Source organism: Rhodococcus sp. EPR-157 (assembly GCF_001647195.1).
In the GTDB taxonomy this organism is placed as follows: domain Bacteria; phylum Actinomycetota; class Actinomycetes; order Mycobacteriales; family Mycobacteriaceae; genus Rhodococcoides.
On record NZ_LVCV01000215.1, the window covers coordinates 1 to 12,559 of the forward strand.

The 12,559-nt window shown below is 63.3% G+C and carries 18 protein-coding genes and 1 pseudogene; 7 read left to right on the forward strand and 12 right to left on the reverse strand.

Going from position 1 to position 12,559, the window contains the following annotated elements:
* Window positions 1–154 precede the first annotated feature (154 nt).
* Window positions 155–622, forward strand: a complete 468-nt coding sequence (locus tag A2J03_RS09840) for a hypothetical protein (RefSeq protein ID WP_068372802.1) — start codon at window positions 155–157, stop codon at window positions 620–622.
* A gap of 220 nt (window positions 623–842) precedes the next feature.
* Window positions 843–1,097: a hypothetical protein gene (locus tag A2J03_RS09845; protein ID WP_068372809.1), complete on the forward strand. Its 255-nt coding sequence runs from the start codon at window positions 843–845 to the stop codon at window positions 1,095–1,097.
* Here the strand turns inward: A2J03_RS09845 and A2J03_RS09850 are convergent.
* Window positions 1,056–1,529 carry a hypothetical protein gene (locus A2J03_RS09850; RefSeq protein ID WP_156520304.1) on the reverse strand — a complete coding sequence of 158 codons (474 nt, stop codon included), beginning with the start codon at window positions 1,527–1,529 and terminating at the stop codon, window positions 1,056–1,058. The genes A2J03_RS09845 and A2J03_RS09850 overlap by 42 nt on opposite strands.
* The gene (locus tag A2J03_RS09855; RefSeq protein ID WP_068372839.1) at window positions 1,526–1,999 is read right to left on the reverse strand and encodes a MarR family winged helix-turn-helix transcriptional regulator; all 474 of its coding nucleotides are present in this window, start codon (window positions 1,997–1,999) and stop codon (window positions 1,526–1,528) included. Before A2J03_RS09855 ends, A2J03_RS09850 begins: the two co-directional genes overlap by 4 nt.
* An 83-nt stretch (window positions 2,000–2,082) precedes the next feature.
* On the opposite strand from A2J03_RS09855, the pseudogene A2J03_RS31950 reads away from it, so the two are divergent.
* A pseudogene (locus A2J03_RS31950) lies at window positions 2,083–2,211 on the forward strand (FAD-dependent oxidoreductase); the annotation flags it as partial.
* Window positions 2,212–2,232: 21 nt separating this feature from the next.
* On the opposite strand, the gene A2J03_RS31955 reads toward A2J03_RS31950, so the two are convergent.
* Both A2J03_RS31955 and A2J03_RS09865 read right to left on the reverse strand, forming a co-directional pair.
* Window positions 2,233–2,961 (reverse strand): HD domain-containing protein, encoded by a 729-nt coding sequence (locus A2J03_RS31955; protein WP_068372813.1) that lies wholly within the window; start codon window positions 2,959–2,961, stop codon window positions 2,233–2,235.
* Window positions 2,948–3,547, reverse strand: a complete 600-nt coding sequence (locus A2J03_RS09865; protein WP_068372815.1) for a TetR/AcrR family transcriptional regulator — start codon at window positions 3,545–3,547, stop codon at window positions 2,948–2,950. The genes A2J03_RS31955 and A2J03_RS09865 overlap by 14 nt, the downstream gene beginning before the upstream one ends.
* Before the next feature lie 54 nt (window positions 3,548–3,601).
* Between A2J03_RS09865 and A2J03_RS09870 the strand changes: the two genes are divergently transcribed.
* Entirely contained in the window at window positions 3,602–4,018 is a 417-nt protein-coding gene (locus A2J03_RS09870) for a PaaI family thioesterase (protein ID WP_068372818.1), read from the forward strand.
* 80 nt (window positions 4,019–4,098) lie between these two features.
* On the opposite strand, the gene A2J03_RS09875 is transcribed toward A2J03_RS09870, so the two are convergent.
* Together A2J03_RS09875 and A2J03_RS09880 are read right to left on the reverse strand one after the other, a co-directional pair.
* A complete protein-coding gene (locus tag A2J03_RS09875) occupies window positions 4,099–4,686 on the reverse strand; it encodes a flavodoxin family protein (RefSeq protein ID WP_068372819.1) in 588 nt (195 codons plus the stop codon).
* On the reverse strand, window positions 4,683–5,792 hold the full coding sequence (locus tag A2J03_RS09880) for an NAD(P)H-dependent flavin oxidoreductase (protein WP_068372820.1): 1,110 nt from the start codon (window positions 5,790–5,792) through the stop codon (window positions 4,683–4,685). The genes A2J03_RS09875 and A2J03_RS09880 overlap by 4 nt, the downstream gene beginning before the upstream one ends.
* A 94-nt stretch (window positions 5,793–5,886) precedes the next feature.
* Here A2J03_RS09880 and A2J03_RS09885 point away from each other — a divergent pair, with 94 nt between their 5' ends.
* Complete coding sequence (locus A2J03_RS09885; protein WP_068372821.1) at window positions 5,887–6,474, forward strand: TetR/AcrR family transcriptional regulator; 588 nt, start codon at window positions 5,887–5,889, stop codon at window positions 6,472–6,474.
* Between the two features lie 8 nt (window positions 6,475–6,482).
* Here the strand turns inward: A2J03_RS09885 and A2J03_RS09890 are convergent, their stop codons facing one another.
* On the reverse strand, window positions 6,483–6,932 hold the full coding sequence (locus tag A2J03_RS09890; RefSeq protein WP_068372822.1) for a TetR/AcrR family transcriptional regulator: 450 nt from the start codon (window positions 6,930–6,932) through the stop codon (window positions 6,483–6,485).
* Window positions 6,933–7,015: 83 nt separating this feature from the next.
* Between A2J03_RS09890 and A2J03_RS09895 the strand changes: the two genes are divergently transcribed.
* Window positions 7,016–7,615, forward strand: coding sequence for a hypothetical protein (locus tag A2J03_RS09895; protein WP_197480697.1), 600 nt, complete (start codon window positions 7,016–7,018; stop codon window positions 7,613–7,615).
* A 153-nt stretch (window positions 7,616–7,768) separates the two neighbouring features.
* On the opposite strand, the gene A2J03_RS09900 is transcribed toward A2J03_RS09895, so the two are convergent.
* Entirely contained in the window at window positions 7,769–8,311 is a 543-nt protein-coding gene (locus tag A2J03_RS09900) for a hypothetical protein (protein ID WP_068372826.1), read from the reverse strand.
* 118 nt (window positions 8,312–8,429) lie between these two features.
* Window positions 8,430–9,044: a DUF5701 family protein gene (locus tag A2J03_RS09905; RefSeq protein ID WP_068372842.1), complete on the reverse strand. Its 615-nt coding sequence runs from the start codon at window positions 9,042–9,044 to the stop codon at window positions 8,430–8,432.
* A 79-nt stretch (window positions 9,045–9,123) separates the two neighbouring features.
* On the opposite strand from A2J03_RS09905, the gene A2J03_RS09910 reads away from it, so the two are divergent.
* Complete coding sequence (locus tag A2J03_RS09910; protein ID WP_068372829.1) at window positions 9,124–9,435, forward strand: hypothetical protein; 312 nt, start codon at window positions 9,124–9,126, stop codon at window positions 9,433–9,435.
* 3 nt (window positions 9,436–9,438) lie between these two features.
* Here the strand turns inward: A2J03_RS09910 and A2J03_RS09915 are convergent, their stop codons facing one another.
* From A2J03_RS09915 to A2J03_RS09925, 3 genes are all read right to left on the reverse strand, one after another.
* Complete coding sequence (locus A2J03_RS09915; protein ID WP_068372832.1) at window positions 9,439–9,708, reverse strand: metal-sensitive transcriptional regulator; 270 nt, start codon at window positions 9,706–9,708, stop codon at window positions 9,439–9,441.
* Between the two features lie 86 nt (window positions 9,709–9,794).
* A complete protein-coding gene (locus A2J03_RS09920) occupies window positions 9,795–10,205 on the reverse strand; it encodes a DUF302 domain-containing protein (RefSeq protein ID WP_068372833.1) in 411 nt (136 codons plus the stop codon).
* Window positions 10,206–10,230: 25 nt separating this feature from the next.
* On the reverse strand, window positions 10,231–12,378 hold the full coding sequence (locus tag A2J03_RS09925) for an MMPL family transporter (protein ID WP_068372837.1): 2,148 nt from the start codon (window positions 12,376–12,378) through the stop codon (window positions 10,231–10,233).
* Between the last annotated feature and the right edge of the window lie 181 nt (window positions 12,379–12,559).

The window sequence follows — 12,559 nt, forward strand, 5'->3', positions numbered from 1 at the left end:
CGGTTACCGAGGTGCGGGTGGGATTCCGCCCCCGCCCCCCGAGCTGCCGGTGGACGGCAGTGGACCGGGAATGATCTGCAGTCCCGGAGGCGCGCAGTAGGTGTGATCGCACAGGTCGAAGGTCCGCCCGCCGAGGCCGGGTACGGCATCGGGGTTGACGAAGATCAGGCCGTCCGGCGACGTGCACGAAATCGGTCCACAGGTTGTGCCCAACGGGAATCCGCGCCAGTCCACCGGATTCGGCGGTGGACTCGGTTCGGAGGGCGCCGACGGTTCGGTCGGCGTGATCGCACAGTCGGCGCACACCGTCGGACCTGACGGGTCGACGATGACCGGTTCGACGAACGTTGCCGGCGGCTCGAAGGCCGGCGGTGGTGGGGCCGAGGCGACAACGGTCGGCGGCACGAGCGGAGGTGTTTCCGAACTGGTGGAAGTCGGTGATGCAGACGTTGTCGTCGTAGACGGCGCGGGAGCTGCGTCCTCGGTACCGGCGGTGCATCCTGCGAGTGCAATGGCAGTGACGACGGTCAGCAGCAGAGCTGCAGCCGGACGGTTCGGCATATCCCTCCATGACTCTCTGCGCAGTGCTGGACGTGTTCGGGATCCGAACTCAGCGGTCTGATTACGGTACCCGATGTCGCGCCGTGGGTCGCGGCCTCGGATCGTGCCGATCGCCGGCTCGCGCACGACGGTACGGACCGAATCGACAATACGAACCGAATTACCCGATCGCACAGTCGATTTATCGATCGAAACCCGTAAGTTCGTCGTGTTCGGTAGGGCCGTTTAGGATCGACCCACTGGATCACGCACGCGCGTGCGGTGAGTGAGAACGGTTGGTCATGCGAGGTCTGAAAGTCACACTGTCGGTGTTCGGTCTGGTCGCAGGTATCGCCGTCGGCTGGATATTGCTCGTGGCTATGTCGCAGCCGGTGCGCGTGAACTACGCGTACGTGGTCGGACGGTACAACTCCGGATTCTGGTGGTCCGTCCGCGAATATCTCCCGTTTGCCGTGCCGGTGGTGGGCGCACTCGTCGGGTGGATCGTGGCCACGCTACTCGTTCGCGCTGGATGGCGCATGACGCGGGAGCGCTGATACCAGCGGACCCCGCCACATCAGCAGCAGGACCCATACGATCAGACCGATGTACAGCACGTAGGGCGTCGTGAACACCAGTTGTTCTGCGGTCGTCAGCTCGGGAATCATCGAGGGTTCGTCGTATCGTCTTGGTGCAGAGTTGAATTCGTCGACAGTGACGAGCATCATCCATGCACCGAAGGCGAGGAGTACGGCAAAGCCGACGGTGGTGAACCAGCGACCGGCGCGTGTATCCAACGCGGTGGAAGCAATGAGTACGACGACGGCTCCCGGAAGCGTCAGGATCAACCCGAAGGCGCCGACGACGTTCCAGGTGACGACGACATCGCCGACGCTATTCCACCAGGGGGCCAATGCGAATGCACTGATCAGGGTCGCCGCAAGCCATGCGAGAGGCGCGCATGCGACCATCCGAACGCGGCGTCTCATCGGAACGCCTTCGCGAGCAGCTCGAGCGCAGTGACGACGTGTTCTCGGTCCTTGCCGAGGCGGTCGAGAATTACTGCGTGCGAAGCCAACTCCCGTGGGAAGATGTCGTCGACGAGGTGTTCGCCGTGCGCGGTGAGGTGGACGGATGCGGACCGCTTGTCGGCAGGGTCCTGCTCGCGAACAATGACCCCCCTTTCCTCGAGCCGCGACAGCGTCTTGCTGACGCCCGCTCGGGACATGCCGAGGCGTTCGGCCAGTCGGATCGCGGTCACCGATTCTGTTTGGTATCGCAGTGGCACAAGCAGTTCGACATCGGCGTGTGACAGCGGAGATTGTGCGTAGACATCGTCGACCGCTCGGCCCACGCCCTCACTGATTTCCTTGATGAGCGCGACGATCGTCATCGGCGACGTGTCGAGGTCGGGATTGTGGATGCGCCACGACTCGATCGTCTTCGCCCTGAGCGTCATGCGCATCCCCTTTGTTAACCAGTTAACAATTTGCTACCGTCACTCTACTCGACGAAGAGGGGACGACAGTGGAGTGCGACAGCGTGATCATCGGCGGGGGCGCCGCGGGGTTGAGTGCAGCGCTCGTGTTGTCACGTGCCGGCCGCAGGGTCCTTCTCGTGGACTCGGGAAGTCCGCGGAACGCGAAAGCCCAACACCTGCACGGATTTCTGTCCCGCGGCGGTAAGTGCGCGCTACTGATGCGTGCCCCGGTCGAGGGGGTTCAGTGCGATCGCAAGCTTCATTCCGGACTTCCACAGCGCCGCTGCCGTCGAGCGTGGGCGCAGTTGCGCCTCGATGCGCATTGCCGTCGTGAATTCGGCAGCGAAACTACGTCGTGGAAAACGCAATTCGACGTCGTCGAGAAATGCTGCGTCGAGTTCGTGTGCGCGTAGGCCAACGACGTCCAGATGAGCGGCGTCGTGAAGCAGTGCGGCCTCGGGTCCCGCATCGAGTGGAGTCTTCACGTCCATATGTCGGGCAATGGCTGTGTACACGCAGTGGCCACTTTCCGCGGAACCCCCGTGTGCGGTCACGAACTCGCGCGCATGTTCGGCGCCGAGTACAGCGAAGCAACCTATGCGATCGTCCACCGGGGCGCCGAGGCGAATGTCGTGCAAGAGGGCTGCGACATAAAGGTTCTCGGGATCGAACGACCGACCGTCGACCATAGCGAGGGCGCTACCGAACTCCCAGCACCGGAGGCTGTGGGCGAGCACGGCAGGAGTCAGGGTCTCCTCCGCCTCCTGCAGAGCGTCGCGGCACAGTCCGGAATCCGGTGGTGCCGGCCGGGTACCTGAAAAGCGCGGACTACTCGGCGCTGTGATCCCGCGCAGTAGGCGAGGCATGGCGATCGTCTGAGCGGCAAGGGCGTCGCCGATCACGCGCAGCTGTCCCAGCCGCGTCAATTCACCTGTGCGCATGGGAGTCCTCCGTGATGTGGCCTTGCAGATCGCCTCTGGTGACGGCCAGCATGGCGTCGAGTGTCTTCTCGTCGACGACTCCGCGCTGACGAAGAGACACCGCCCCGTTCACCGCGGCCCACGTGGTGAGTACGAGAACACGGGGATCGGTATCGCATCCGGACGCGGTGATGTCCCGCGTGACTGTCTCGACCAGCGCCTGCAGCGCTGCGTCGATTCGAGGCTTCGCGAGCGCGACCAGTTCGGATTCGGTCGTTGCGACGTCGTACAGGCTGAGTAGTCGCAACGCCAGGGGATTCTTCCGATGGAACGTCACGTACCGGTCGAAGGCGTCGACGATGGACGTCGAGCCTTTCATCTCGTCCACGTGGGTCGTGGTGGTATGCCAGGCGAGGGCGGCGTACACGTCCGCTTTGCCGCCCGCGAAGTTGGCGTAAATGGAGCTGACGGCAACATCTGCTGCGCTGGCAAGCATCTCGATCGTCGTACTGCGGTACCCGTGCTCGAGAAAAAGTGATCGGGCAGCGTCGAGCACCGCCGTATGTGTCCGGCGCTTTCGTCTGTCGGTGGGGGTTTCCAACATCATGAAGTTATCGTAGTCTGATTCCGATAACAGAAACAAATTCCGATAGGGGTAGAGATGAATCCCAAGACCGGGTCAGATGCGATGACGATGTTTCTGCCGCAATCGCCGTTCGTGCAACACCTGGGAATCGAGCTGATCGATATCTCGGAGGGACACGCCAGGCTGCGGATGCCGTTCAAGGACGACCTGATCACGGTTGGCGACATGGTGCACGGGGGCGCGCTTGCCGGGTGTATCGACATCGGCATCATGGCCGCCGCGTGGGCAGGCGAGCGCGTGCCCGAGCAGTTGCGCGGTGTCACGATATCGATGGCGGTCGAGTTCGTCGAACCGGCGTTCGCGGAGAGCATCGACATCGTCGGAAGGCGTGTCCGTGCTGGTCGCAGCCTGAGCACCTGCGCAGTCGACATTGTCGCCACGAGCTCGGAGCGGCTGATCGCGACGGGATTGGGGACCTATCGGATGGGTTGACTCTCTGGAGGCTCCGCCTCCAGCGGCACGAATAAGTGCACCAGGGTGCACTCAATCGCGCCACTTGGGGCGGAGCGCCGTCAACTCGTTCGCACGGGCATTCGGGCCGCGACCGTCGTCGCCACGCGACGACCTAGGTGCTCGGCGGTCGACAGATCGGATTCGGATGGGGCGATCTCGGGGCCGGCATCGGATGGGGACTGCGCCATTGCCCCGAGGAACCCGCCAAGGCGATTGAGGTCCTCGGCGGAGCCGTGCGTCGAATACAACCATCCAGGGGGTAGCCCGAGATTGATCCAATGCATTCCGTGCTGGGCGGCGAGCAGGACAAAGCTCATGAGAGTGTTCAGTTTGTCGCCGTTGACCCCAGCGGAGTTGGTGAATCCGGCCGCGTACTTGTCACGCCACTTCTGCGTGGACCAGGCAGACGACGACTCCTCGGCGAAACGCCGAAACTCGGCCGACGCCCCACCCATGTATGTGGGTGCACCGAAGATGATGGCATCTGCAGAGTCGAGGATGTCCCACATGTCGGTCGGTGGGGCGCTGACGTCGAGAAGTTGAACCTCGGTGGACTCACTCTCGGCGCCGCGAGCGGCGGCGGATGCTTGCCGTGCGGTGTGTCCGTAGCCGCTGTGGAATACGACGGCAATCCTGACTGCATTCATGCGATGGGCTCCCGTGTTGTGGTCGGTCTCGGTGTGGCGCTGAGGATGTGGTCGGTGTCTGCGACGAGGAAGTCGAACAGCTCGGTCGCATCGCGACGATCGGTGAGCAATGCGGCACCCTGTCCCGACCAGAGTGCGAGCAACTCGGCATCGTCGCGCTCGGCGGCTGCCGCTTTGATCGGCGCGGTCATCCAGTTCTGCTGCGGATACGGCGGCAGATCGGCGAATTCGAATGCGTCGAGGAAGTCGTTGCGGATTCCGCGGGCAAGCCTGCCTGAAAAGGCCGTGGTCAGGGCGGTGTATCGGGACCGCAGTGACCTGAGCGCCTGTTTGTGGGCGTCGGGTGCACCGGACTGATCGGTGGCCAGGAAAGCGGTGCCGATCTGGACGGCATCGGCACCGAGTATCAGCGCAGAGGCGATCCCGCGGCCGTCCGCGATACCACCGGCGGCGATCACGGGAATGTCGAGCGCAGCGGACAGTTGTGCAATGAGTGGACCGGTGGCCACGGAATCCGTTGCGGGGCGCAGGAATGCTGGGCGGTGACCCCCGGCTTCGTACCCGGCGGCGACGACGGCATCGACCCCTGCATCCTGCAGTGCGGTCCCTTCGTCGAGATGTGTTGCTGCGCCGACGGTTCGGATACCTCGCCGTCGGCACTCGGCCAGTACCTCAGGGCTCGGGATGCCGAATACGAAACTGAACACCGCGGGTCGACGCTCCAGCAGGACCTCCACCTGGGCGTCGAAGTCTGGGGATGCGGCGTGCCGATAGACCGGCGGCGACATATCCACGCGCTCGAACCACGGGCGTAGGGCGTCGGAATACCTCTCGTAGGTGGTGCGATCGAGCTCGTGGGGCTGACCGGGCTTGGGAACCCAGAGGTTCACTGCGAAGGGATGATTCGTGGCGGACTGCAGTAGTCCGACGGTAGCGTCGAGTTCTTCCGGCTCCAGATGGTGTGCGCCGAAGGATCCCAGACCGCCAGCATCGGACACGGCAGCAGTCAATGCGACGCGGGAGATGCCGCCGCCGAAGGGTCCCTGCACGATGGGATACCGGAGGCCGATGTCGCGTGCGAAAGGGGTCAGTGTCCAGTCCGTCATTCTGGTGCTCCTGGCGTCGTCGGGAAGTTCCCTGACAGTAGACGACCGGTCAACTATTTGTCCATGGGTAGTTGACCGGTCGTATAGTGGTCTCATGGGCCGAACCAGTACTGCACGCGAACGGGTGCTCGACGCCGCTTGCTCGCTCATCCGAAGCCGTGGCTACGAAGCCGTTGGAGTTGCCGAGGTGTGTTCCGTCGCCGAAGTACGCAAGGGTAGCTTCTATTACTACTTCGATTCCAAGCAGGCGCTTACCCGTGAGGTGATTCGCGAGCATTGGCGGAGTGAGCGCGCCCGGTGGGTCGCGGTACTGTCGACGCCTGGGACACCGCTGGCGCGGCTCGAGGCCCTATTCGACATGCAAGCGGATGATATTCGCGCAGAACAGAAGTCGAACGTGGTCAATGGGTGCATCTTTGCGAACCTGTCGCTGGAACTGTCGGCGCGGGATGCGTCGATACGATCGGACCTGGAATCGGTCTTCGACGAACAAATCGCTCTGGTTGCAGAGGTTCTCGGCGAGGCTGTTGCCGACGGCAGTCTTTCTACCGACGACACGCCGGATCGCCTCGCGTCGGCAATGCTTGCCCAGTTGGAGGGTCTGGTTCTGTTTGCGAAGCTGCGCAATGACGCGTCGTCGCTCGACGGGGTGTGGAGTCAGGTTCGCCGTCTGGCGAGTTGACCGGCGCGTCAGCTACTTTCCGTCAGTCGATCCAGCACGATGGCCCCGTGGGTCGCGCTCCACAGCTGCTTGGCGTCGTCGTCCGATCGTCGGGCAAATACAGCCAACACAGTGTGGATCAACGCCGTTCGGTGGCTAGCGTCGACACCGAGGGATGTCAGATCGTGCTCGAACAATATCTGGTACAGGCCTGGATGGCTCGACGCCCACTCGATGTAGCGGCCTGCCACTGTGCTTGTGCCGTCGTCGAATTCGATGGCAGACAGGCATTGTTGTGCGGCCTGATCGAACACCGCGCTCAATAGCGCGTCGCGGGATCCGAACTTGGAGTAGACGCACATGGTCGATCGACCGGAGGCGGCGGCGAGCGCGCGCACGGAAGTGTCACGCGCGGCGCTCGATGACAGATATGCCAGCGTGCCTGACATCAGTTGCTCACGAATCGTGGGCGAGGTCAATTCACCCTCCGTCTGTTGACTTCGACTTCGTCACCCGCCACTATAACGTCTGTTATCAATAACGTTCGTTATAGGGAGGCGTCGTGGTCGTTGTTCCTGCTCGAGAGTCGATTTCCCAAGTCTTGCCCCTACGACAAGCTGCGTGGTGCGGTGTCCTCGCAGCCGCGGTGCTCCTTGTGAACGCAGCCAAACGAGCCGAGCTCCTGCCGACGACTGCATGGACGCAATTGCTCGCGCCGATGGCGGAGATACTGGCAATCTTCTTCGTCATCGGGCTGGCCGTCGTGACGGGAATGCGCGGAACCTTCGCCGTCGTGGCGACGTCGCTGAACGTGGCGGCGCTGGCAGCTCTCGTTGCCGCAGAAGCAGTCATCAACCTGGTGTTCTACGACCTGCCGTCGGAGCAGGTCGACGTATTGCGCGACGGCACCCTCGGAGCGGGGCTGACCATCGCGTCCTTGGCATTCCTGATCGGCACAATCGGCTTCTCGGCGGCCTGTGCTGCGGCACCGAACCGGCCACCCGCACTAGCGCTGGTGGGCTACGCGGCATCGGGCGTCGTAATTGCTCTGCGCGCCTTCGTTCCCGAGTTCGTTCTCCTCGCAGGGCTGATCGTGTTGGCGGCGTCGATCGCGTGGCTCAGCGTGTGGTTGCTGGTTGGGACCCGGCGGCCGACCGCTTGAATGTCACTTGGTAGCTATCTGAGCGTATGAATGGACCATTCAAGCGGTGGTGGGCCGGCCGGATCCTCGGGTAGCGAGAGGCTCCGCCTCCAGTGGCACGAATAAGTGCACCAGGGTGAACTTAACCGCGCCACTGGGGCGGAGCGCCACTGGTTACCCGCCCGGCTGAACCTGCTGTGGGATCTCCTGCAACTGCGGATCCTGCTGCTGCTGCTGCTGCTGCATCTGCTTGGCGAACTCGCAGTTCGACTTCGCGTACGTATCGATCCGGGTGCTGGCTTCGCTTGCGGCGGTGAAGCTTTCCGCGTCGATGCTGGCTTCGGTCTTTTGCTGGTACTCCTCGAACGTCGAGGACTCGGTCACGAGGTCGGTCACCTGGGCGCTGGCGTCGCGCACCGTGGTGAGATCGGCTGCGATGTCCGCGTCCGCGGATTCGATCGCAGGGTCGTAGTGCTCGGAGAGCCCGTCGCCGTACTTCTTCAGCACAGCCTGCATTCCCGGCCAGTCGGCGGGGTCGATCGCGGCGGACGACTGTGACTCCATCTCGAAATTCGAGATGTCCTCCAGCTGGGTGCAGATATCTCCGCCACCGTTCGCATCTACGCCGCTGTCCGAATCATCGTCCGACCCGCAACCGGCGAGCCCCACGGTGAGAGCTGCAGCGATGACGACGATCGAGCGACGCGGGAACTTCATACGGGTACTTCTCCAGACTTCGGGCGGGTAGGACGCCCTCCACAGTCACAGTTACGCGACGCGTTGTCGAGTTGGTGGTGCGAACGTTGGAAATTGTCACCAGTCGCTTCGCGGCAAATTACGTCCGGTGGGCGGCGGACGCGAACCCGAGCCAGGTGTGCCGGTTCCCGGCCCAGCACCAACCGACCTTCGGGGCGTTGCGATTGTCTTTTCCGTCTCGTCCGGTTCCGTTGCTGATCCACACCGCGGGAGTCCGTGTGTCGAGGGTTCCGTTCGGTTTGCGTAGCCGCGACCCGATCGTCATGAAGCAATGCCCCCGTTCGAGCACCTCGGGCACCTGGAGCAGCCAGTGCATGCCCTCGAGCAGAGTCAGCGGTGTGCGGCCGGCAGCGAGGATGGCGGGAAGAGCCTCGTCGGGGCTCCAGTTCTCCATCTCGTCGCCACGTCTCGGGCCGTGGACCAGGTATGCCGGACTCGCCGGGATCGTCAGCGACTCGATCGGAGTGAACCGGTCGACGTCCGGCATGTCGGAGACGACGAATCCGCGCTTGCCCGACGATGCGAGCATCGGTGCAAGCGCGGACGGATCGACGCCACTCAGGACGAGGAGCGAATCATCCGTGGCATCGGTGACTGCGTCGTGGAGCTGCGCGTCGGTGATGCCGGCGAGCGAATGAACGCCGAGTTCGATCAGTCTTTCAGCCTGTTTACCCAGTGGAGGAAGCGCATACATGGTGAACCACCTTTCGTCACCGTACAGTGTACGCTCCGACCGGATTGAGTCCTGAGGAATTCGAACGTATGGTCGAACAGTGAGGGTCAACGGATCGAGCGGCGGAGTGGATCCCCGCCGTCGTCCGTTCAAGGTGCTCACCCCAGCAGTGAAGGTCCTGATCGACCTGTCCATCCTCTATCCGCAGCCTCCCCATCACAGTGGCACGTTCACCGCCGAGGGTTTCGACGTCCGCACCGTCGTGCCGGGCGACCTCACCGAGTGGTCCATGACCGTCGACGGCGATTGGATCGGCCGCGTCACCTATCAGCTCACCTCGAAGGATCGCTGTGAAACGGTGACGCACTGGGTTCCGAGTCGCGTGCTCAAGCCCCTGACCTCGAGGCGCTGACCCTCACGCCAGGGCGAGGAACAGTTTCTCGAGCTCTGCTTCGGTCATGGGCTCCTTGTTGTCGGCTGCTTCGCCCGTCATGCACTCGCGGAGGCCGGTGGCGACGATCTTGAACCCGGCTTTGTCGAGCGCGCGGGAGACGGCTGCGAGCTGCGTGACGACGTCCTTGCAGTCGCGGCCGTTCTCGATCATCCCGATCACGCCGGCGAGTTGGCCGTGCGCACGTCGCAGGCGGTTGAGTACCAATGCGATGCTGTCTTCGTCGCCGATCATGTCGGTCTCCTTGGTGATAGATGGTGCCGGTAGTGTCAGGGTACCCCCGGGGGCATAGAACGGGTAGCAGCTTCAGGCCTCGGGGCTCAGGCCTGTGCGCCACTGAGTGCATCGATGGCCGCCTGAAGCTTGACGGTTGCCTCTGCCGCGACGTCGGACAGACCGGGTTCGTCGGTCACCTCGACCATGATCGCCGGGTTCATTGCCTCGACGATCACCGAGCCCGGGGTGGTGGTGTCGGCGCGGACGACGACGTTGCACGGCAGCAGTAGTCCGATCTGCGGCATCACGCCGACTGCGCGGTGTGCAAGGTTCGGGTTGCAGGCGCCGAGGATCAGGTACTTCTCCATGTCCTCGTCGAGCTTGGCTTTCAGGGTTGCCTGCATGTCGATTTCGGTCAGTACCCCGAAACCTTGCTCGGACAATGCCGCTTTGGTGCTCTGAACTGCGGCGTCGAAGTCGGTGTCGGTCAAGGTGGTCGTCAGTGCGATGTTCATCGTGTCTCCTGTATCGGCGAAATGGTCAGTGCGAGAAACTGATCGAGGGCAATACCTTGCGAAGCCATGCCGGTGACCACCACGCGCCGTGTCCGGTCAAACGCAGCAGCACCGGAAGCAGAATCAGTCTGATCAGTAGGGCATCGAGCAGGACCGCAACACCGAGGATAATTCCCATCTCCTTCGGCGGAAGCGGATCCGAGAGCGCGAAGGTGAAGAACACCGCAACCATCACCGCGGCGGCGGCGAAGATGACGCGTCCGGAATGGGCGAGTCCGTCCACCTGGGCTGTCTTGGGGTCACCGGAGTGTTCGTAGTGTTCTTTGGCTGTGGCGAGAAGGAAGACGGTGTAGTCCATGGCGATGGCGAAGATCATGGCGAAGAAGAACACCGGCCCCCAGCCGTCGAGGAAGCCCTGCGGGGTGAATCCGAGCAGCGAGGATCCGTGTCCGTCCTGGAAGATCAGTTTCGCGACGCCGAACGCTGCAGCGGTGGACAGCAGGCTGACGATGGTTCCCAGGAGTGCGATCAGCGGAGCCTGCAGTGCGACGAGCAGAAGAACGAAGCCGAGGACGAGGATGATGCCGATCACGATCGGCAGGTAGTCGTTCAGAGCCTGCTGTAGATCGAGGTTCTCCGCGGGAGCGCCTCCGACGAGTGCCGACTCCGGCAGTTCCGTTCGCAGATCCTGCAGGATGGTGCCCATCGATTCATCGGACGGGTCCACTGCTGGAATTGCTTGCAGCAGTGAGTAGTCGGATCCGTCGAGTGCTTGTTGGGGTGGGGTGACCATCGAGATTCCGTCGACGGTGCTCGCGGTCGCGGCGGTGGATTCGGCGTCGGCGGTGGGGACGATGATCTGCAATGCGCCGGGCGCGCCGTCGCCGAACTGTGCTTGGACCAGTTCGTATCCTTGGCGCACGGGTGCGTCCTCGGGTACGACGGTGATGGAGGGCATGGCCACTTTCAGTCCGAGGACCGGAAGTGCCAGCGCGATCAGGATTCCGACCGAGACGACGGCGAATGGCCACGGATGTTTGTGCAGCAGTTCACCCCACGCGGCGAACTTCGGCGAACGATGGTGTTGACGCTTGGCGTAGGGCAGCGATGCGGCGTTGACCTTCGGTCCAAGTGCACCGAGTGCTGCCGGTAGCAGTGTCATGGTGGCGACGAGCACGAAGGACACTGCCATCATGATGCCGATGGCCATCGTTCGTACTGCCGGTGCCGGGACGAGTAGCACCGCCGACAGGCTGACCAGGACGGTCAGACCGGACAGGACGACGGCTTTGCCTGCGGTGTCCATGGTTTCGGCGACCGCAGCCCGTGGATCGGCGTTGCGTAGAGCGTCACGGAAGCGGGCGACGATGAACAGTGCATAGTCGATACCCAGTGCGAGGGCGAACATCATCGCGAAGTTCATCGCCCATACCGAGATCGGTGTCACTTCGTTGAGTAGAACGAGTCCGCCGGCGGAGGCGACGAGTCCGGCCACGGTCAGCAGTAGGGGTAGGCCTGCGGCGACGAGTGAGCCGAAGGCCAGGACCATGATCGCCAATGTCAAGGGCCAGGAGAACAGTTCGGCTTGGATCATGGCGTCGTGGTTGGCGACGTTGAAGTCGGACCACAGTGCCGACGATCCGGTCGGGTAGACCTCGATTACGTCGGTGGACAGGGCGGTCAGCTCGCCCTTGACGTCGTCGACGGCTTTGACCATCTCGTCGGTGCTCGCGTTGGCACCGGCGATGAGAATTCCGGTGTGTGAGTCGGGGCTGATCGTCATACCCGGTTGTGGCATCACGATCTCCCCGAAACGCGGGTCCCCGTCGAAGACCGTCGCGACGTCGGTGAGTGTCTGCTGCACGGCTGTGTCGTCGATCGAGGCCGTATCTGAGTGCACCACGACCTGAACGGCGGCAGAGGAGTTTCCGCCGAAGTGTTGCTGTGCCAGTTCGCGGACCTGGACGGATTCGGATCCGTTGGCCTGCCAGCCGGCCCCGGCGAGCGAGGTGAACACCGTCGGTGCGGCCGATCCGAGGGCGATCAGCGCGAGCAGCCACACCCCGAACACCCACCTGCGGTGGGTGACCATCGCGGCTCCTGCGCGCCCGAGCACGCCGGGCGAGGTGACGCGTGGTTCTTCGGTATCCAGAAGGGCGTCGGGCAGGGGCATTGGTCTCCTTATGGGGGTGGGGGTATCGGAACGAGCGCTCGACGTCCCTTCAGAAGTGAAGGGCGTGTGTCGACACACCATGACACATACCGTGGGGGGTATGCAAGTACCCCCGGGGGTATAGGAGCGGAGTATGGCGCACATCACGTGGACTGGGCGTGCACCTGCCACGCCGGCATAC

What these genes read in the sequence shown, in the direction of transcription:
- A2J03_RS09845 (WP_068372809.1), top strand. Translation starts at nt 843, where the DNA reads ATGCGAGGTCTGAAAGTCACACTGTCGGTGTTCGGTCTGGTCGCAGGT.
- A2J03_RS09850 (WP_156520304.1), bottom strand. Translation starts at nt 1,529, where the DNA reads ATGAGACGCCGCGTTCGGATGGTCGCATGCGCGCCTCTCGCATGGCTT.
- A2J03_RS09855 (WP_068372839.1), bottom strand. Translation starts at nt 1,999, where the DNA reads ATGACGCTCAGGGCGAAGACGATCGAGTCGTGGCGCATCCACAATCCC.
- A2J03_RS31955 (WP_068372813.1), bottom strand. Translation starts at nt 2,961, where the DNA reads ATGCGCACAGGTGAATTGACGCGGCTGGGACAGCTGCGCGTGATCGGC.
- A2J03_RS09865 (WP_068372815.1), bottom strand. Translation starts at nt 3,547, where the DNA reads ATGATGTTGGAAACCCCCACCGACAGACGAAAGCGCCGGACACATACG.
- A2J03_RS09870 (WP_068372818.1), top strand. Translation starts at nt 3,602, where the DNA reads ATGAATCCCAAGACCGGGTCAGATGCGATGACGATGTTTCTGCCGCAA.
- A2J03_RS09875 (WP_068372819.1), bottom strand. Translation starts at nt 4,686, where the DNA reads ATGAATGCAGTCAGGATTGCCGTCGTATTCCACAGCGGCTACGGACAC.
- A2J03_RS09880 (WP_068372820.1), bottom strand. Translation starts at nt 5,792, where the DNA reads ATGACGGACTGGACACTGACCCCTTTCGCACGCGACATCGGCCTCCGG.
- A2J03_RS09885 (WP_068372821.1), top strand. Translation starts at nt 5,887, where the DNA reads ATGGGCCGAACCAGTACTGCACGCGAACGGGTGCTCGACGCCGCTTGC.
- A2J03_RS09900 (WP_068372826.1), bottom strand. Translation starts at nt 8,311, where the DNA reads ATGAAGTTCCCGCGTCGCTCGATCGTCGTCATCGCTGCAGCTCTCACC.
- A2J03_RS09905 (WP_068372842.1), bottom strand. Translation starts at nt 9,044, where the DNA reads ATGTATGCGCTTCCTCCACTGGGTAAACAGGCTGAAAGACTGATCGAA.
- A2J03_RS09915 (WP_068372832.1), bottom strand. Translation starts at nt 9,708, where the DNA reads ATGATCGGCGACGAAGACAGCATCGCATTGGTACTCAACCGCCTGCGA.
- A2J03_RS09920 (WP_068372833.1), bottom strand. Translation starts at nt 10,205, where the DNA reads ATGAACATCGCACTGACGACCACCTTGACCGACACCGACTTCGACGCC.
- A2J03_RS09925 (WP_068372837.1), bottom strand. Translation starts at nt 12,378, where the DNA reads ATGCCCCTGCCCGACGCCCTTCTGGATACCGAAGAACCACGCGTCACC.